Raw genomic sequence first — 19,936 nt, forward strand, 5'->3', positions numbered from 1 at the left:
GAACCTCACTAATTAAATTTTTTATGCCAGTAAAAATCAGATTACAACGTCACGGTAAAAAAGGCAAACCTTTCTATTGGATTGTAGCCGCCAACTCACGTGCGAAAAGAGATGGTAAATTCCTTGAAAAATTAGGTACTTACAACCCAGTTTCTAACCCTGCTCAAATCGAAATTGATGTAGATGCAGCAGTAAAATGGTTGAAAAACGGTGCTCAACCAAGTGATACAGCTCGCCGTATCCTTTCTTACAAAGGTGTATTGCTTAAATATCACTTGTTAGGCGGTGTTGCCAAAGGTGCCCTTACCGAAGAACAAGCTGAAGCTAAATTCAAAGCTTGGTTAGACGAAAAAGCTAACAAAGTATCTTCTAAAGAACAAAAATTAGCTAAAGAAAAAGCAGATGCTAAAGCTAAAGCGTTAAGTGCTGAAAAAGAAGCTAACGAAAAACGTAAAAACGACGCTGCTGCTAAAGCTGCTGAGGCTGCTGCCGAAGCTACCGCTGAACAAGCTGAAGCTGAAGCTCCTGCCGAAGAAAACAACGAAACTGAAGCATAGACTCATAATATGACCATTAAAGATTGTTTTTATGTAGGAACAATTGTGTCAAAGTTTAGCTTTAAAGGGGAAGTGCTCATCAAATTAGATTCTGACGACCCCGAAATGTACGAAGAATTGGAATCAGTTTTTATTGCTTTAGGCAATAATCTGGTTCCTTTTTTTGTTGAAAAAAGCTCTTTGCACAAATCCGATTTACTCCGTGTAAAATTTGAAGAAGTTAATAGTGAAGCCGATGCCGATGCTTTGCTAAAACACAAAATCTACTTGCCCTTAGCGGCTCTTCCTAAACTTTCGGGTAATAAGTTCTATTACCACGAAGTAATAGGATTTGAAGTCGAAGATATAAACTATGGAAAAGTAGGTAAAATTGTGAGTATCAACGATACTACTTTCCAACCCTTATTCGAAATAGAAAATGAAGAAGGCAAAGAAATCCTTATCCCTATGAACGATGAGTTTATTGAAAAAGTAGATCGCCCTAACCAAAAAATCATCGTAAAAACCCCCGACGGTCTTATCGATTTATATGTAAATTAAACTTTTTATTAGGAGAAATTAATAAAAAGCATTACCTTTGTCGCTCAATAACATTAACACTCATTTTTCCAATGAAAAAATATATCGATACAGGAAAAAAAGATACCCGAAGTGGCTTCGGCGCTGGACTTGCCGAATTAGGTCGCAAAAACCCTAACGTAGTAGCCCTTTGTGCCGACTTGATTGGCTCTCTAAAAATGGAAAAATTTATCGAAGAAAACCCTACCCGTTTCTTCCAAATAGGTATTGCTGAAGCTAATATGATGGGCATTGCTGCTGGTCTTACTATCGGTGGTAAAATCCCCTTTACAGGCACTTTCGCAGCTTTCTCTACAGGTCGTGTTTATGACCAAATACGTCAATCAATTGCCTATTCTAATAAAAATGTAAAAATATGCGCCTCTCACGCCGGACTTACCTTAGGCGAAGACGGAGCTACTCACCAAATATTGGAGGACATCGGACTGATGAAAATGTTGCCTAATATGGTGGTTATCAATCCTTGTGACTATAATCAAACTAAAGCTGCAACCCTTGCTATTGCCGATTATGTAGGTCCCGTATACCTCCGCTTCGGTCGCCCTACCGTAGCTAACTTTACTCCCGAAAACCAAACTTTTGAAATAGGCAAAGGAATCTTGCTAAACGAAGGTTCTGATGTTACCATCGTTGCTACAGGTCATTTAGTTTGGGAAGCGCTTTTAGCTTGTGAAGCCTTAGAACAACAAGGCATCTCTGCCGAAGTGATTAATATCCATACTATCAAACCTTTAGACGAAGAAATCATCCTCAATTCTGTAAAGAAAACCAAAGCAATCGTTACTTGTGAAGAACATAATTACTACGGAGGTCTGGGTGAAAGTGTAGCTCGTGTACTTGCACAACACTACCCTACTCCACAAGAGTTTGTTGCCGTAAACGACACCTTTGGTGAAAGCGGTACGCCTGCTCAGCTTATGCAAAAATATGGGTTAGACAAAGAGGGTATTTTAAAAGCAGTTCAAAAAGTACTGAAAAGAAAATAAATAGTATGATACAATCAATGACAGGATTCGGAAAGAGCGTGTTATCTCTTGCCGATAAACATATTAGTATAGAAATCAAATCTTTAAACAGCAAGAGTATTGATATCAACACACGTATTCCTCAGGTATATCGCGAAAAAGAACTCGACTTTCGCAAACTTATTGCTGAACAATTGCAACGCGGAAAAGTAGATTTTAGCATCTTCATAGAAAATACAGGTACTCAAACACCTTCTAAAATCAATCCTAACATCGTAAAATCGTACATAGAACAAATGCGTACGATTGTGGATGGCGACCTTACCGAGTTGCTTAAAATGGCAGTGCGTATGCCTGATGCCTTGCAAACCACTTCCGAAAGTATTTCTGAAGAAGAACTTTCTGTTATTTTTCAACATATCAACCTTGCCATTACCGATTTGCAAAACTTTCGCTCTCAGGAAGGTAAAGTGTTAGAAAAGGATTTTATTTTGCGTATTAACAATATCAACCGCCTATTACAAGAAGTACAAGGTCTTGATGAAGAGCGCTTAGCTTTGATACGCGAACGACTTGAAAAAGCAGTTGCCGATATCCAAAATGTAGATGCCAATCGCTTTGAACAAGAACTTATTTTCTATTTAGAAAAATTGGATATTACCGAAGAAAAAATCCGACTCAAAAAGCACTTAGACTATTTTCTAGAAACCCTCCATAGCGAAGAATCTAACGGACGAAAACTGAGTTTTATTGCACAAGAAATTGGACGAGAGGTAAATACCTTAGGATCTAAGGCTAACTTTGCCCCTATGCAACAGTTAGTTGTCCAAATGAAAGACGAACTCGAAAAAATTAAAGAACAAGTATTAAACGTCTTGTAACCTGACACCTATCACCTGACACCTAAAATGAACAAACTAATTATTTTCTCAGCCCCCTCAGGGAGTGGCAAAACTACCATAGTAAAACACTTGTTATCTCTTGAAAATCTTAACTTAGCCTTTTCTATTTCGGCTACCTCTCGCGCACCTCGCGGTGTGGAACAACACGGCAAAGAATACTATTTCCTTTCAGCCGATGAGTTCAAAAATCGCATACAGCACGATGATTTTATGGAATGGGAAGAAGTATATGCTAGCTGTTACTATGGCACCCTAAAATCTGAAGTAGAACGTCTTTGGGCAAATGGTAAAAATGTAGTATTTGACCTTGATGTTGCTGGAGGTCTCCGCTTGAAAAAAAAATACCCTGACCAAACCTTAGCAATTTTTGTAGAACCACCAAGCCTCGTTGCCTTAGAAGAACGTTTGCGCAATCGTAAAACCGAAACAGAAGAAAAAATACAAATGCGCCTCAACAAAGCCGAACAAGAAATGGCTACAGCTCATCAATTTGATGTAATTATCAAAAACGATGATTTGCAACAAGCTCTACAAGAGGCTGAACGTATAGTAACCGATTTTATCAACCGATGAAAAAACAAATAGGCTTATTCTTTGGCTCGTTTAACCCTATTCATATAGGGCATCTCATCATTGCCAATCATCTGGTAGAACACAGTGCGATGGACGAATTGTGGTTAGTCGTAACTCCTCAAAACCCATTTAAAGAAAAACAATCGCTGTTAGACAACCACTTGCGGTTAGAAATGACAAATTTAGCAATAGATGAATATCCCAAGTTAAGAGCTTCAAACATCGAATTTCAGTTGCCTCAACCCAATTATACAGTAAACACTTTAGCCTATTTGGAAGAAAAACACCCTCAAGCTAACTTTGCCTTAATTATGGGGGAAGACAACCTAAAGAGCTTTCACAAATGGAAAAACTACGAGTATATTTTAGCTAATTACCCTATTTATGTATATCCTCGTATTTCAGAGGGAGATATCCCAGAATCCTTAATCAATCACCCACAAATCACCCGTATAAATGCCCCTATTATTGAACTCTCTGCTACTTTTATACGTGAAGAACTCAAAGTAGGGCGCAATATACGTCCATTACTCCCCGAAAAAGTATGGCAATATATCGATAAACTGGGACTCTATAGATAAAAAATTTATCAATGTCTCTCCAAGATACTCCAAGTCTCTCCGAGATACTCCCAAAACTTCATTTTTCAGTAATTTGATCATCAATAAAATTAAAACAAAATGCCAAAAACAAAAATACTAATGGTTTGCTTAGGCAATATTTGCCGTTCACCTTTAGCCGAAGGTGTGATGAGAAGCAAACTCCCTTCCGATAACTTTGAAGTAGATTCAGCTGGTACTGCCAATTATCACGTTGGTGATGCCCCTGATGATCGTTCTATTGCTTCTGGTAAACAACACGGAATAGACATCTCTATGCTTAGAGGACGACAATTTTCTGCCAAAGATTTCTCACACTTCGATTATATCTTCGTAATGGACAGAAGTAACTACCAAAACGTAATCCGTCTTGCTAAAAACGAAAAAGAACGTGCTAAAGTACATTTTTTAGCCGATGCTTTAGGAGGAATGGCTCAACGCGAAATCCCCGACCCTTATTACGGTACAGAAGCCGATTTTGAGAATGTTTATCAACTCATTGATGAAGCCTGCACAAAAGTTGCTCACAAACTATCTAACCCCTAACTACTATCTCCTAAAATGGACTTCTCATCTAAACTCTTAGAAAACGCCGTATACGAAATAGCACAATTACCCTCTATAGGCAAGCGCACCGCCTTGCGTTTAGCACTGCATTTGCTCAAGCAACCCGAAGAGCAATCCTTGCAGTTAGCACAAGCCATTGTAGCATTACGAACCCATATACAGTACTGCAAAAATTGCCACAACATCTCCGATGTAGATATTTGTGAAATATGCGCCAATCCCACTCGTGACATAGGCATCATTTGTGTTGTAGAGGATTTCCGCGATGTAATGGCAATAGAGAACACTGGTCAGTTCAAAGGACAATACCACGTTTTAGGAGGTAAAATATCTCCCATTGATGGGATTGCCCCCTCCAATCTACACATTGCCTCACTGATAGAAAAAGTAAAGGCAGGCAAAGTAACAGAACTCATTCTCGCCCTGAGCAACACTATGGAAGGTGATACAACCAACTTTTATATCTACAAACAAGTAGAGCCCTATCATATCACTATCTCCACCATTGCACGCGGCATAGCTGTAGGCAGCGAACTCGAATACACTGATGAAGTAACCTTAGGTCGCAGCATCGCCCATCGCATCCCCTTTGAAAAAGCGATCAAAGCAGTATAACCCCACCCCTCCCATTACTCCCACCCCTCCCACCCCTCCCATTACTCCCACCCCTCCCATTACTCCCACCCCTCCCATTACTCCCACCCCTCCCATTACTCCCACCCCTCCCATTACTCCCACCATTCCCACCGCTCCCACCGCTCCCACCACTCCCACCACTCCCATCCCTGCCCGTGCTGCTCACTCCCCTCTTTAAAAATTCCCTAAAAAAATCCTATTTCATTAGGTTATTCAACTTTTTTACATTACATTTGCCGCACTGTATAAAATAAAGATATAATAACCTGATTATGAGTTCCAAGTTTTTTACTAATACAGAAGGAAATACCTTGTTCAAGAAATTTGAAGGGATTATTAAAGCAATGAAACCAGCAGCTTTTAAAGCTGTTTCAGCTTATTTTCGTTCTTCAGGCTACTTTAAAATGCGTGAGATGCTAAAAGAAGTAGAAGAAGTTAAAATCTTAGTAGGTATCAATGTAGATACTCTTATAGCTGATGCTCAAAAAAGAGGAATTCTCTACTTTAAAAATTCGGATAAAACTAAAGAAGAGTTTGAAAAGTGGTTTATTGAGGATGTAAAAGAAGCTCAATACTCTAAAGAAGTAGAAGAAAGTATCTTGCAGTTTATTCAAGATATTGTAGATAAGCGCATTGAAGTAAGGGTACACAATAGTCAATCTATTCACGCTAAATTCTATATTATTTTACCAAAAGAACATAGTGAATATACTGATGGTTGGGTAGTAATGGGCTCTTCTAATCTTACTGATGCAGGTATTGGTAGTAAAAAAGCTCCTAACTATGAATTGAATATAGCTTTAAAGGACTTTGATGATGTAGAATTTGCAAAAAAAGAGTTTGATAAACTATGGGAAGACTCTGATGTATTACTTCCTGCTGATGTAGACGGACTAATTAAGAAAACTTATATTGGGCAAGCGTTTACTCCTTTTGAAATATTTATAAAACTACTTATAGAGTATTTTGGAAAAAATATTGATTACGACCCTAATACAGTGGGCGACTTACCCTCAACTTACAAAAAATTAAGTTATCAAATAGACGCTGTAAACCAAGGGTTTGAAATGCTACAAAAGCACAATGGTTTTTTCTTAGCCGATGTGGTTGGATTAGGAAAAACAGTTATAGCTTCGATGATAGCAAAACGTTTTTGTATAGCTAATGGTTTTGCACAAACTAAAATATTAGTAGTTACTCCTCCAGCAGTAGAAAAGAACTGGAAGCAAACTTTTAAACTTTTTAGGTTAGATAAAAATACTAAGTTTATCACTAATGGTAGTCTCAATAAAATAGTAGATGAAAAGGATTTGGATAACTATTGGGAAATAGATGAATATGATTTAATTTTAGTAGATGAAGCACATAAATATCGCAATCATAGATCGCAAGGTTTTGATTACTTACAACGAATTTGTAAAACCCCACGAAAAGCGGAAGGACTTATAGAAGGAGATAAGAAAAAAGTAATACTTATTTCAGCGACCCCTCTTAATAACCGTCCGGAAGATCTTTATTATCAAGTACAACTATTCCAAGATATTCGTACAAGTACTTTAGAAAAAGTAAATAATTTGCAAAACTTTTTTGCTCCATTGATTCGTGAATACAAAGATATTATGAATACTACCACTCCTGATATGGGAAAAGTAAGGAATATCTATAAGCAAATTCGTGAAAAAGTAATAGCTGAGATTACAGTGCGCAGGACACGAAAAGACCTTAAGAAATATCCTAAATATTTAGATGATTTAAAAGACCAAGGTATTATTTTCCCTGAAATTGCACCTTTACAAACTGTCGAATACCAATTTGATATTCCTCTTGGTAGATTGTTTTATGATACAATATTTAACTTAACAGATGATGATAAAATAGGTTATTATCGTTATCAGGCTATTCGCTTTTTGAACAAAGAGATACAAGAAAAATACTATGAAAAAGCTGAATTAGTATCTCAATCGTTAGCGGGTATTATGAAAACTTTAATGGTGAAGCGTTTGGAAAGTAGTTTCGTAGCATTTAAGAAAACATTAGAGAACTTATTAAAATCAACCCAACGGATGATTGAAATGTTTGAAAATGACAGAGTTTATATTGCGCCTGACTTAAATATCAACACTCTATATGAAAAAGGTTTTTCGGAAGAGGAAATAGAAGAGATAATCCTTCAGAAAAATGCAAAAAATGCAAGAAATAATATCTTTTCGGCAGATGATTTTGATCCTGCTCTCTTAGAAGGATTAAAAAAAGATGCAAGTTCACTGAAAACACTTTTTGAAAAATGGGAAAAAATAAAGAATGACCCTAAAATAGATAAGTTATTTAGTATTCTAAATAGTACTTTACTTGATAAAGAAAAGAATCCTTCACAACAGTTAATTATTTTTACTGAAAGTAATGATACAGCTGATTATTTAACAGAAAAACTTTCAACTAAAATAGCACCTAACAAAATATTGAAAGTTTCTTCAGAAAATAGAAGTAAAATATTTGATGATATTCAAGCTAACTTTGATGCCAACTATACAAAAGAACGAAAAAATGATTTGCAAATACTCATTACTACCGATGTGCTTGCTGAGGGTATCAACTTGCATCGTGCCAATGTATTGTTAAATTATGATACCCCTTGGAATGCTACTAAGCTAATGCAACGACTTGGACGTATCAACCGAATAGGAAGTGAAGCAGGGATTGTGTATAACTTTATTTTTTACCCTTCAGCACAAGGTGATGAAGAAATCAAATTATACAAAAAAGCCTATATCAAACTGCAAGGTTTCCATTCTGCTTTTGGAGAAGATGCACAAGTATTCTCTAAAGAAGAATTAGTAGAACAATTTGAGCTTTTTAAAGAAGGAGGTGAAGGAGAAGAAGACAAACGTTTGCACTATCTGCGTTTTATTCGTGAATTTAAAGATAATAACCCTAAGGAATTTAAACGTATTTCTAACATTCCTTTCAAAGCCCGTACAGCTCGTAAAAACGAAAACACTCCATTTGATGATGTGAAAAATGGTTCTATCATTTTTATGAAATCACCCTATAAAAGTGAGTTTTATAGAGTAAATGGGAAAGAAGAAATAGAAAGTATTGATTTTTTGGAAGCAGCCGAACGCTTCGAAGCTACTGTTTCGGAGAAAGGTTTTGAGGTGCCTGCATCTCATTATAAAGATGTAAATTTGGCACAAAGTAAGTTCGAAAACGATACCATACAAGCTAATATTGAAACTGTAACTCCGACTGATAAAGCAGATGGAAATACAATGCAAGCTAAAAAATTCTTACGTGATATAAAAGGAACTTTAAATAACGAAGAACTAAAAATAGCTTGTGATCAGCTTATCAAACTTATTGACAAAGGTACTTTTACAAATATACCTACTGATGTAAAGAAGATACGACAGCAGTTAGATAAACAAAAAATAACATTTGGAAATGCTCAACAACTTATTCTGAATTTAGCTAATAAATACGTAGTATCATCTTTTGATAGTATAAAAAATAATAAGGAAAAAGCATTGGATATATTACCCGAAATAGTAATCACTGAAACATTTATTAAATAGTATGAAAAATTTAAGACAAATACTCTCATCTCCTTATCATCAGGAAGATTGGATTAGCTTCTTGAAAGAACTTTTTGCTCATAATTCAGGTACAGGAGTTATATTGCAAAAACCTCAAAGAATAGAGCTTTCTAAAAGTGAAAAAGTGAAAGAAGCTTATGAATTAGGTAATTATGAAACTACCGAAGGGAGGCTTATTGGTATTTACCAAGTAAATATTAGTGAAGATATGTTGCTTTATCGCAACAAAGTAGGACTTCGCCAATTGATGAAGAATATCTACAAATATAATGTAGATGGTGTGTTGGTAGTTTTTGTACAAGAAAAGAAATGGCGGTTGTCATATATTTCTGAAATCATAAAAGAAGTAGATGAGAAAGGTAAGATTATTAAGGAAATTACGAATGAAAAACGCTTTACCTACTTGTTAGGAGAAGGAGAAAAGACAAAAACAGCCACAGATAGACTTCAACTTTTAGTAGGAAAAGAACTTTCGTTAGAAGATTTTAAAAATGCCTTCGCAGTAGAGGCACTTAACAATGATTTCTTTGATAGATATAAGGATATCTATGAAGATTTTGTACAACATATTATAGGGGTTCGTTATGAAATGGATAAAAAAACAAAAAAATATATTGAGATAAAGAAACACGAACCACACCCTAATTTTGATGGTTATAAGAACTATAAAGATTATCCTATGCCACATCCTGATAGTGAAACACAACCTTTTAAAAATAAGGAATATCCTAATCTTTTTAATGGAAATAAAAAAGCTGTTCGTGATTTTGTAAAACGAATGATGGGACGGATTGTCTTTTTGTACTTTATACAAAAGAAAGGCTGGTTAGCAGTACCTAAGGGTAAAAATTGGGGAGAAGGTAATTATGATTATTTATACCAATTGTATAAAGAAACACCTAGAGAAGACCAACCCTATTTTTATGAAAAACGTTTAGCTCCATTATTTTTTGAATGTTTTACAGATAAAAAGTCAGAGAGTGAAACAAATGACTTGCGTTTCCCTTATCTTAATGGTGGGTTATTTGATAAAACACAAGACCAACACTTTGATAAGGTAAATTTGCCTTACTCTATTTTTACTGAACTTTTTGATACCTTTAACTCCTACAACTTCACCGTCTATGAAGATGCTCCTAATGAGCATACCATAGCGGTAGACCCTGAAATGTTGGGACATATCTTTGAAAACCTTTTGGAAGACAATAAGGATAAAGGAGCTTTCTACACCCCTAAAGAAATTGTACATTATATGTGCAAAGAAAGCCTAAAAAACTTTTTACTTTCAAAAATAATCCCTAATGGTCAATCAGAAAAAGCAAAAGATGTTATTACAAAAATAATAGAGCATCAACCCCTTAATGAAGAGGAAAGAAAATATATAAAAGAAAAAGGGGATGTTATTACTACCTCTTTAGAAAATGTAAAAATATGTGATCCTGCTATTGGGTCTGGGGCTTTCCCTATGGGACTTTTGCAAGAAATATACTATATCAAAATTACCTTGCAACAATTAGGAATAACTCTAGAACAAACTGATGCTCAGATTAAAAAACATATCATTGAGCAAAATATCTATGGAGTTGATATTGATGCAGGTGCAGTAGACATAGCCCGCTTGCGATTTTGGTTAAGTTTAGTAGTAGATGAACAACTTCCACAACCACTTCCAAACTTAGACTTTAAGATTATGCAAGGTAATAGTTTGTTAGAAAGCTATCAGGGAGTAGATCTGAGTCATATAGGAAGTGAGGAAGAAATTATAGTAGATGACCTCATTGACTATGGAGACGAATATAAAAGCTTCCAACAACTAACATTTTTTAGTGAAGCTCATAGAGAAAAGATACAAGAACTTATCAAAGACTACTTCACTACAACAGAAGACAAAAACCTAAAGCGCAAAGAGATTAATGATCTTATAGAAGGAAAAATACACTATAAAATTATCTTTGAAAAACACCTAATAGAGAAAAAAGTAAATGATTTTGAGAAGAAATTTGGTATCTCCTCTGAAGAAGAGCTAACTAAAAAACTTCAAAAAGGTATTCTTACTTCAAAAGGGAAAGAGTACAAAGCCTATATAGCTAATAAAAAACGGCTCTTAGAACTTGATTACATAGAAAACGAACTTATCAGTTTCCAAACCAAAATAGAACGTCCTTATTTTCTTTGGCATTTATACTTTAAGAAAGTTTTTGACAAAGGAGGCTTCGATATTGTGATTGGAAACCCACCGTATGTTTCAACAAAAGGAGTCCCTGAGGAAGATAAACCTCTATTAGAATATGAATTTGGTTTTTCTGATGACTTGTATAACCATTTCTTTTTTAAAGGATATCAAATATTAAGGGATAAAGGGGTACTTTCTTTTATTACTTCTAAAACCTTTTGGACTACACAAACTAAAAGGAACTTACGGGATTTATTGCTTTCTCAGCGATTAGAATATATTTTTGATACTGGTAATCCGTTTAAGTCGGCTATGGTAGATACTTGTATTACCTCTTTTTCTAAAGTAAAACCTGAAAATAATATTCTCTTGTTTTTAGATGGTAGTAAAGATTTAGAAAATCCTTTACATTATGACGTAGCCCAAAATGTATTTATTGATACCCAAAATTCAGTGATATTTAAACCTACTGAGTACAATATGAAAATTCATAGTTTGTATGGCAAAAAAGTAAAAGAACTTTATGAACAGTGGTGGGATAAAATATCAACCAGCAAGAACATTAATAAGTACAGCAAAGAATTAGAGGCTTATAGACAAAGTTTGCAATCTGGTGATATTGCTTTGTTAGGTTGTTTGACTGAAGGAGGACAAGGATTGGCTACTGCTAATAACGGTAAATATATAGCAGTAAGAAAATCTACCAAATGGGCTAAAAATATATTAGAATCGCGTCCTAAAAAACTTTTAGAGGTAGTAAAACGGTATAAAACAGCTGTTAAGGTTGCTAATGAGGAAGAAGCAAAAGACTATTTAGCCGCTCTTTCGGAAGAACAGATAGCAACACTTTTTGATGAACTAAAAGAGAAGTTTGGTAGAGATATTTTTGGGCAAGGCTATATTTACAGGCTTATAGAAGATGACGAAATGGCTGATGTAGAAACTCTTACTCAAGATGAAAAAGACAATGGTATAGAGCCTACTAAGAAATTCTATGTACCTTATGATAAGGGTGATAAAGACGGAAATCGCTGGTATTTAGAAACACCTTTTGCCATTGCTTGGAGCAAAGAAAATGTCGGATATCTTAAAACTGACCCAAAAGCAAGGTATCAAGGGTATCAGTTCTATTTTAGAGAGGGATTTTGTTGGACTAATGTTCTAAATCCACAAGCAAGATTACTGAAAACAAAATTAAAAGTAAAATCTGTAAATGTGATGTAGGTTCAATGTCTTTAAGTTCTATTATTGACAAAATTCCAGATTTTTATTTTGTGATTCTTCTTAACTCAGATATACTATTTGATTATTACAGAGATTTTTTAAATATTACTGTAAATATACAAATTAATGATATTAGACAATTGCCTATTATAATTCCCACACAAGAACAATTACAAATTTATAAGAAATTATTTGATGAAATAATTGTAATCAAAAAACAAGAATTTAATAGTATAATTGATGATATTACCTTTGAAAATAGAATAAAAAGAAAAGAATTTCAATTAAATAAATTAGTAAATGAGCTATATAGCATATAACTCATTTACCAAAATATCTATTTCTTGTTGAATGTTATCTAGTTCTACCTCATTTGAATACCTTTTTTTAATTTGGACAGCTTGTTTAAAAAGTTTTTCAAATTTATCTAAGGTAGTTTTATTAGGTATAATAATGGGTAATTGCCGAGCATCGTTGATCTGAAAGTGAGAGGTGTTATTGATGAAATTATCCACATATAAACTAATTAACCTTGAGTTTATTAAACAAACATAATACCAATCAGGTAATGAAGAAACTAAAGTAAATAAACTCATACTTAATACATCAAAAACACCATTCTTTTTGAGCCTTGATTTTAGATAAGTGCTATTTACATCTGTCCAACAAAATCCCTCCTTAAAGTAAAACTGAGGATTTCTGACTACAGGCATACCTTCCCCTTTTTTACCTGAGTTGGATTTTAAAAAGCCGACACTATAATTGGTACAATTTTATTATATTAAAAGAAAAACTAATTTTTATGGTGTACGGATATATTAGGGTCAGCACAGACCGACAAACAGTAGAAAACCAACGTTTTGAGATTAAAAACTTTTGTAAGAAAGAAGCTCTAAAAGTAGATACTTGGATAGAAGAAACTATTAGTGGCACTAAAGATGTAGATAAGCGAAAATTGGGGGATTTACTTGCTAAAATGCAAAAAGGAGATATTCTTATTTGTTCAGAGCTCTCCCGTTTAGGGCGTAATTTACTTATGATAATGGCAATCCTAAATGAATGTATGAAAAACGACATTCAAGTATGGACAATCAAAGATAATTACCGTTTAGGTAGTGACATTAGTAGTAAAGTATTAGCCTTTGCTTTTGGTTTATCCGCAGAAATTGAGAGAAACCTTATCAGTCAGCGTACCAAAGAGGCGTTGGCTCGTAAAAAGGCAGAAGGGGTATTTATTGGTCGCCCCAAAGGAAGTCTTTCAAAAAAAGTTAAGCTAACGGGAAACGAGGATAAAATACGGAAGTATATAAAGCAAGGTATGTCTCAGCGTGAAATTAGCTTAAAACTAAAAGTTTCTAAGGGTACAGTAAATCGTTTTATCAAAAGGGAAAAACTACATATTTATAAGAAAAATTAGCTTTGTCAAAAAGTATAGTACAGCAGAAGTACACCATCTTACAGTAAGTACTTTTGTAAAAGAACGGTTGTAGGTGTGGCGCCTGCTTTATTAGGATATTTAACTTTTTATAATACATCTGCAACTCTTATCTAAACTCTTTACAAAGATATGAAACACTTTTTAATCACTCTTTTAGCAATATTATTTGCTCAACTTAGCGAGGCTCAAACTCAAAAGTATTCGACTTTTTATGTACAGCGGGCTAACTTGTTTAGAGAGTTGGCTATCACTTTTAAGGACATTGTTTTCATCGGCAATAGTATTACCAATGGCGCTGAATGGAATGAACTTTTTCCACGAAAACGAGTGAAAAACAGAGGTATTAGCGGTGATACTTCCGGAGGGGTGTATGACCGATTAGATGCTATCGTAAAAGGTAAGCCTGCTAAAATATTTATCCTCATCGGGATTAATGATATTTCTCGTGGGATAGAGGTGGAAACTATTGTGCAGAATATGAAGCAAATTGTTGAGAAAATACAAAACGAATCTCCCAAAACGAAGATTTACAAAATAATTCACCGTCAGGTAAAAATTCGTGAGATAATGTAAAGCAAAAAGTTTTTTGCAGTCCTTATTTCGTGCAAATTCGTGTTCACATACCCAGCTGTGAGCCCTCGCTGGCTTTGTGGAAGATAAAAACTATACTTCTCCCACCGCTCCCACCTCTCCCATTATTCCCACACCTCCCATTAATCTCTTTTCCAGATTGTCCCCCCTTCGAGGGATCGGGGGCTATCCCATCACTCCCACACCTCCCATCATTCCCACACCCCCCATCATTCCCACACCCCCCATCATTCCCACACCCCCCATCACTCCCACACCTCCCATCACTCCCATCACTCCCATCACTCCCATCACTCCCATCTCTGCCCGTGCGGCTCGCACCTGCCTGTGCAACTTGTATTAAATCACAAGTTATCTCCTTTACAGATTGTCTCCTTTCAATGAAATTGGCAGGCAACACTTTTTTTATTAAAATTTTTTGTGGTTTAGAAAAATGTCGTATATTTGTAAAATATATTCTGATAACAGAAAAACTCAACACTAAAACAGGAGAATATTTAATATGAAAATGACAAAAAATGATTTACACAATGCCCTGAAACACTACTTTGGGTTTGAAGCGTTCAAAGGGCATCAAGAAGAAATTATTACCAGCGTGATCAACAAAGAAAATACCTTTGTAATTATGCCCACAGGTGGTGGTAAATCATTGTGCTACCAATTGCCTGCCTTAGTTCTGGAGGGAACTGCTATTGTGATTTCCCCCCTTATCGCCTTGATGAAAAACCAAGTAGACGCGATGCGTGGTATTTCATCTACCGATAGTATTGCCCACGTACTCAACTCTTCTCTTACCAAAAACGAAATCCGCGAGGTAATGGAGGATATCAGCGCTGGCAAAACCAAATTGCTATATGTCGCCCCTGAGTCCCTCATCAAAGAGGAATATGCTAACTTTCTCAAAACCGTTCCTATCTCCTTTGTCGCTGTAGACGAGGCGCATTGCATCTCTGAATGGGGACACGATTTCCGCCCTGAGTACCGCAATATCAAAACCATTATTGAGCGTCTGGGCAGCAATATCCCTATCGTCGCGCTTACAGCTACAGCTACCCCAAAAGTGCAAGAGGATATCCTCAAAAACTTGGGAATGCTCGAAGCCAATGTATTTAAATCATCATTCAACCGCCCTAATCTCTATTATGAAGTACGCCCTAAAACCAAAAATGTAGATGCCGATATAATCCGTTTTGTAAAACAGAACAGCAAAAAATCAGGAATTATATACTGTCTCAGCCGTAAAAAGGTAGAAGACCTTGCACAAACCTTACAAGTAAATGGTATTTCGGCGGTACCTTACCACGCGGGATTAGATGCCAAAACACGCGCCAAACACCAAGATATGTTCTTGATGGAAGAGGTAGATGTGGTGGTAGCAACCATCGCCTTTGGTATGGGTATCGATAAACCCGATGTACGCTTTGTAATCCACCATGATATCCCAAAAAGTATTGAAAGTTACTATCAAGAAACAGGACGTGCTGGTCGTGATGGTGGTGAAGGGCATTGCTTGGCTTTCTACTCTTATAAAGATGTAGAGAAACTGGAAAAGTTTATGATAGGCAAACCTATAGCCGAGCAGGAAATAGGACAAGCACTCTTGCAGGATATTGTAGCTTACGCCGAAACCTCTAGTTCTCGCCGTAAATTTATCTTGCATTACTTTGGCGAAGAGTTTGACGAGGTAAATGGCGAAGGTGCTAATATGGACGACAATGTGCGTTTTCCTAAAGAGAAGAAGGAAGCCAAAGATGATGTAGTAAAATTGCTCAACGTGATTATTGCTACCAAACAAAAGTTCAAAGCTAAAGAAATTGTAAATACACTTATCGGTAAAGTGAGTGCCCTTATCAAAGCACATCGTATTGATGAACAAGACTTCTTTGGTATTGGTAAAGATAAAGATGATGCTTATTGGATGGCTCTCCTTCGTCAGGTAATGGTAAACGGACTCATACGCAAGGATATAGAAACTTACGGAGTAATGTTTATCACCGATAAAGGAAAGGAATTCTTAAAAGAAGTGCCTTCATTTATGATGACTGAAGACCATAGTTATGAAGAAGAACCTGAAGATATCAATAGTGCTAATGCAGTAGCCGCCGACCCTGTATTGTTGGATATGCTAAAAGATTTGCGCAAAAAGGTAGCCAAACAGAAAGGGGTGCCTCCATTTGTGGTATTCCAAGACCCTTCACTCGAAGATATGGCACTCAAATATCCTATTACCATTCAGGAACTTACCAATGTACACGGAATAGGAGAAGGCAAAGCTAAGAAATACGGTAGTGAGTTTGTAAAACTCATTGAGCGTTATGTAGAGGAAAATGATATTGTACGCGCTGAGGATTTAATAGTAAAAACTACAGGATCTAACTCAGCTTTAAAATTATTTATCATTCAGAATATAGACCGCAAATTGCCATTGCCTGATATTGCTCAAGCAAAAGGGTTGGAAATGGACGAGTTTCTCAAAGAAATGGAACAAATCGTATACAGCGGTACCAAGCTAAATATTGATTATTGGGTAAACGAAATCTTTGATGAAGAACAACAAGAAGAGCTTCACGAATACTTTATGGAAGCTGAAAGTGACAAAATATCTTTAGCTTCTAAAGAATTTGCTGGTGAATACGAAGATGATGAACTAAGAATCTACCGATTGAAGTTTATCAGTGAAGTAGCAAATTAACTGAAGTACACATAAAATAAAAAAAGAGAATTAGGCAAAATGCTTAATTCTCTTTTTTATCGTTACACTTTGCCAAAGTTTAAAATTCCCTGTGCGAATCACACCTTTGGCAAAACCCATTAATTTGATTATCAATAATTTTTGTAGTATGTTATGGGCGTTTTGCAAACGCCCACATAAATAGAACTTTTTGGACAACCTCTTTTTTATATCTTATAAAAACAATAAATGTAGTGGTTTACAAGGTAATCCAAACCATTCTGAAACAGTACTATGGGTAAGGATTCCGTGGTAAGAATAAAGTCCGTTTCTAAAGCCTTTATCTATTTGTAAGAAGTTTTCTACTCCTCCCTCCTCCCCTATTTTCAGCAGATAGGGCAATAAAATATTACTCAACGACGTTGAAGCTGTACGGGCATAACGTGAAGAAAGGTTAGGCACCCCACAATGTACAACTTCGTATTTAGTAAAGGTGAGTTGTTCTAAAGTCGTAAGTCCGCTTGTTTCCACACAACCTCCATTGCCTATACTTGTATCTACAATCACAGCACCTCGTGGCATCTGTTGTACCATATCTTCTGCAACAATTATAGGTGAGCGATGAGTTCCTGTCATAGCACCTATAAGCACATTACAACACTTCAAAGATTCACGAAGTAATTGAGGTTGTAAGGTTGCAGTATATACTGAGGAAGGTAAATGTGTGCGTAGTTCCCTTAAATCGGTAAGGGAGGAAGCAAATATCTTTACATTAGCACCTAATCCTAAGGCAGCTTTAGCAGCGGCTTCTGTGATATTATTAGCTCCCAAAAGTACCACCTCTATAGGAGGTACTCCTGTAATATTCCCAAATAAAAGTCGATTTTCTTCTGTGATGAGTTCTGAAGCGGTAAGCACAGCAGCTATCCCCGTGAGCTCATCTACCGATTGTTGTATAGGATAATTTTCAGCCTCATCTTTGATATATTCAAAAGCTAAAGCAGTAATTTGCTTTTGTGTAAGCATCTCAAAGTAGGCTATATCTTGTGTATTGAGTTGTAAAGCTGAAAGCAATACAGTTTGAGGGTTGAAGTAAGCAAGTTCTTCAGTAGTAGGAGGCTCAACTTTCAGTACCATTGGACAAGCAAAAACTGCTTCGGTATCATACACAATTTCAGCACCTGCCTCGCTGTAATCAGCATCAGGAAAGTGAGCTTCTTCACCTGCCCCAGCCTCTACGAGAATTTGGTGACCATTAGTTACTAATACCGCTACTTCATCTGGTGTTAAGCAAATTCGTTTCTCTTGAAAAGTGCGTTCTTTAGGAAGTCCTATTTTCAAAGATTGTTGCTCATTGCTCACCGCTAAGCGTTCTTCTTGTGGTAATAGTTGAGATATGGTTTGCATCAGTCTGAGAATTTAGTTTCTAAATCACTCACATATTTCTTGAAAGCGCGATCGGTTTCTATTAAGTTTTCCACTGTTTTGCAAGCGTGTAGCACCGTGGCGTGATCACGTTGCCCTATCTGGCTTCCAATGGTAGAAAGTGAGTTTTTAGTGTATTTCTTCGAGAAAAACATCGCCAATTGTCGGGCTTGTACTACATTGCGTTTACGGGTCTTGGAATGTAGTGATTCGATATCTAAATTGAAGTAATCGGCTATAATTTGCTGAATGTGGTCAATAGTTAAATCGTTTTTATTATTTTTCACCGATTTATCAATAATGCTTTGTGCGAGTTCTATAGAATATTCTTTGCGATTAAACGCTGCTTGTGCAATCAATGAGTTGCTCACCCCTTCTAATTCACGTACATTCGTACGTATATTTTCAGCCAAATAAGCAATTATATCTTCTCCTATTTCGGCTCCATCATTATAGAATTTATTTTCTAAAATCTTGTAACGTGTTTCGTAGTCAGGAGTTTGTAATTCAGCCGAAAGCCCCCATTTAAAACGAGAAAGGAGACGTTGTTCTATATCAAATAAATCTACAGGAGCTTTATCCGAAGTGAGGATTACCTGCTTGCCGTTTTGGTGTAGGTGATTGAAGATATGAAAGAAAGCATCTTGAGTTTTTACCTTCCCCGAAAGGAATTGAATATCATCTACGATAAGTACATCGATGAGCTGATAGAAGTGAATAAAGTCGTTAAGAGTATTTTTATCCTTGTCTTTAGCTGTAGAAGCACTGATAAACTGTTGAGTAAACTTTTCAGCAGAAACATAAAGCACTTTTTTCTTGGGGTATTTTTCTTTAATATCCACCCCTATAGCGTGAGCTAAGTGAGTTTTTCCTAAGCCTACCCCTCCAAAAATAAATAGTGGATTAAAAGCCGTTCCACCAGGTTTATTGGCTACTGCCATACCTGCAGAACGTGCCAAACGATTAGAAGCACCTTCTACAAAATTATCAAAGTTTTGATGTAAATTGAGTTGAGGATCAACAGTTATCTCACGAATTCCAGGTATTACAAAAGGATTTTTAAGTCCAGGGTCTTTGGTCTCAGTAGCTAAAGTCAAAGTCTGTTTTGCTAATTCTGGACGATTCGTACTTGGAAGTTGTTCTTTAGTAAGTGGATTATCAACAATATACACAAGGCGGGAGTTTACTCCCAAAGTAAATGTCATTGCTGATTTGAGAAGAGAAATAAAATTTTCTTCTAACCATTCATAAAAGAATCTACTTGGAACTTTGATTTTCAAAGCATTCCCCTCTAATTCAACAGGGACAATAGGAACAAACCAAGTATTAAATTGTTGCTCAGTGATGTTGTCTTTTATAAATTCAAGACACTTACTCCAAACTTTTTCAGCTGCTTCTTTCATTTTTTAGGGTGCTACTTTTTAGCTAAAAATTTGATTATTA

The 19,936-nt window shown here is 35.9% G+C and carries 19 protein-coding genes; 14 read left to right on the forward strand and 5 right to left on the reverse strand.

Going from position 1 to position 19,936, the window contains the following annotated elements; all coding sequences use genetic code 11:
- Positions 1–23 precede the first annotated feature (23 nt).
- The 8 genes from DR017_RS13045 to recR all read left to right on the forward strand — a co-directional run bounded on the left by DR017_RS13045 (position 24) and on the right by recR (position 5,357).
- A complete protein-coding gene (locus tag DR017_RS13045) occupies positions 24–557 on the forward strand; it encodes a 30S ribosomal protein S16 (RefSeq protein ID WP_002678283.1) in 534 nt (177 codons plus the stop codon).
- A 9-nt stretch (positions 558–566) separates the two neighbouring features.
- Positions 567–1,097 (forward strand): ribosome maturation factor RimM, encoded by a 531-nt coding sequence (rimM, locus tag DR017_RS13050; RefSeq protein ID WP_002678153.1) that lies wholly within the window; start codon positions 567–569, stop codon positions 1,095–1,097.
- A 71-nt stretch (positions 1,098–1,168) separates the two neighbouring features.
- On the forward strand, positions 1,169–2,122 hold the full coding sequence (locus tag DR017_RS13055; protein WP_002678081.1) for a transketolase family protein: 954 nt from the start codon (positions 1,169–1,171) through the stop codon (positions 2,120–2,122).
- Positions 2,123–2,127: 5 nt separating this feature from the next.
- Entirely contained in the window at positions 2,128–2,982 is an 855-nt protein-coding gene (locus DR017_RS13060) for a YicC/YloC family endoribonuclease (protein ID WP_002678248.1), read from the forward strand.
- Between the two features lie 27 nt (positions 2,983–3,009).
- The gene (gene gmk, locus DR017_RS13065) at positions 3,010–3,576 is read left to right on the forward strand and encodes a guanylate kinase (RefSeq protein WP_002678115.1); all 567 of its coding nucleotides are present in this window, start codon (positions 3,010–3,012) and stop codon (positions 3,574–3,576) included.
- Positions 3,573–4,157, forward strand: a complete 585-nt coding sequence (gene nadD, locus DR017_RS13070; protein ID WP_002678285.1) for a nicotinate (nicotinamide) nucleotide adenylyltransferase — start codon at positions 3,573–3,575, stop codon at positions 4,155–4,157. The genes gmk and nadD overlap by 4 nt, the downstream gene beginning before the upstream one ends.
- 99 nt (positions 4,158–4,256) lie before the next feature.
- Positions 4,257–4,721 carry a low molecular weight protein-tyrosine-phosphatase gene (locus tag DR017_RS13075; RefSeq protein ID WP_002678113.1) on the forward strand — a complete coding sequence of 155 codons (465 nt, stop codon included), beginning with the start codon at positions 4,257–4,259 and terminating at the stop codon, positions 4,719–4,721.
- 15 nt (positions 4,722–4,736) lie between these two features.
- Positions 4,737–5,357, forward strand: coding sequence for a recombination mediator RecR (recR, locus tag DR017_RS13080; RefSeq protein ID WP_040360843.1), 621 nt, complete (start codon positions 4,737–4,739; stop codon positions 5,355–5,357).
- Here recR and DR017_RS14140 read toward each other — a convergent pair.
- Positions 5,301–5,525 carry a hypothetical protein gene (locus DR017_RS14140; protein WP_111944749.1) on the reverse strand — a complete coding sequence of 75 codons (225 nt, stop codon included), beginning with the start codon at positions 5,523–5,525 and terminating at the stop codon, positions 5,301–5,303. The genes recR and DR017_RS14140 overlap by 57 nt on opposite strands.
- 125 nt (positions 5,526–5,650) lie before the next feature.
- Here DR017_RS14140 and DR017_RS13090 point away from each other — a divergent pair, with 125 nt between their 5' ends.
- From DR017_RS13090 to DR017_RS13105, 3 genes are read left to right on the forward strand one after another with little or no spacing between them, the layout of a single operon-like run.
- Complete coding sequence (locus DR017_RS13090; protein ID WP_040360998.1) at positions 5,651–8,950, forward strand: helicase-related protein; 3,300 nt, start codon at positions 5,651–5,653, stop codon at positions 8,948–8,950.
- Position 8,951: 1 nt separating this feature from the next.
- The gene (locus tag DR017_RS14455) at positions 8,952–12,368 is read left to right on the forward strand and encodes an Eco57I restriction-modification methylase domain-containing protein (RefSeq protein WP_232501549.1); all 3,417 of its coding nucleotides are present in this window, start codon (positions 8,952–8,954) and stop codon (positions 12,366–12,368) included.
- A 5-nt stretch (positions 12,369–12,373) separates the two neighbouring features.
- Positions 12,374–12,688, forward strand: coding sequence for a hypothetical protein (locus tag DR017_RS13105; protein WP_040361003.1), 315 nt, complete (start codon positions 12,374–12,376; stop codon positions 12,686–12,688).
- Here the strand turns inward: DR017_RS13105 and DR017_RS14460 are convergent.
- Complete coding sequence (locus DR017_RS14460) at positions 12,674–13,081, reverse strand: DNA modification methylase (protein ID WP_174888851.1); 408 nt, start codon at positions 13,079–13,081, stop codon at positions 12,674–12,676. The two genes, DR017_RS13105 and DR017_RS14460, sit on opposite strands and share 15 nt — an antisense overlap.
- 89 nt (positions 13,082–13,170) lie before the next feature.
- On the opposite strand from DR017_RS14460, the gene DR017_RS13115 reads away from it, so the two are divergent.
- Both DR017_RS13115 and DR017_RS13120 read left to right on the forward strand, forming a co-directional pair.
- The gene (locus tag DR017_RS13115) at positions 13,171–13,785 is read left to right on the forward strand and encodes a master DNA invertase Mpi family serine-type recombinase (protein WP_002678641.1); all 615 of its coding nucleotides are present in this window, start codon (positions 13,171–13,173) and stop codon (positions 13,783–13,785) included.
- A 150-nt stretch (positions 13,786–13,935) separates the two neighbouring features.
- Entirely contained in the window at positions 13,936–14,379 is a 444-nt protein-coding gene (locus tag DR017_RS13120) for a GDSL-type esterase/lipase family protein (protein ID WP_002678856.1), read from the forward strand.
- A gap of 183 nt (positions 14,380–14,562) precedes the next feature.
- Here the strand turns inward: DR017_RS13120 and DR017_RS14465 are convergent, their stop codons facing one another.
- Positions 14,563–14,697, reverse strand: a complete 135-nt coding sequence (locus DR017_RS14465; protein ID WP_256587590.1) for a hypothetical protein — start codon at positions 14,695–14,697, stop codon at positions 14,563–14,565.
- 202 nt (positions 14,698–14,899) lie between these two features.
- Here DR017_RS14465 and recQ point away from each other — a divergent pair, with 202 nt between their 5' ends.
- A complete protein-coding gene (recQ, locus tag DR017_RS13130; RefSeq protein ID WP_009413644.1) occupies positions 14,900–17,089 on the forward strand; it encodes a DNA helicase RecQ in 2,190 nt (729 codons plus the stop codon).
- Between the two features lie 213 nt (positions 17,090–17,302).
- On the opposite strand, the gene DR017_RS13135 is transcribed toward recQ, so the two are convergent.
- The gene (locus DR017_RS13135) at positions 17,303–18,475 is read right to left on the reverse strand and encodes an alanine dehydrogenase (RefSeq protein ID WP_002678870.1); all 1,173 of its coding nucleotides are present in this window, start codon (positions 18,473–18,475) and stop codon (positions 17,303–17,305) included.
- A complete protein-coding gene (gene dnaA, locus DR017_RS13140) occupies positions 18,475–19,896 on the reverse strand; it encodes a chromosomal replication initiator protein DnaA (RefSeq protein WP_002678805.1) in 1,422 nt (473 codons plus the stop codon). The genes DR017_RS13135 and dnaA overlap by 1 nt, the downstream gene beginning before the upstream one ends.
- Between the last annotated feature and the right edge of the window lie 40 nt (positions 19,897–19,936).

The sequence above is a fragment of the Capnocytophaga sputigena genome (genome assembly GCF_900446695.1).
Classification (GTDB): Bacteria; Bacteroidota; Bacteroidia; order Flavobacteriales; family Flavobacteriaceae; genus Capnocytophaga; species Capnocytophaga sputigena.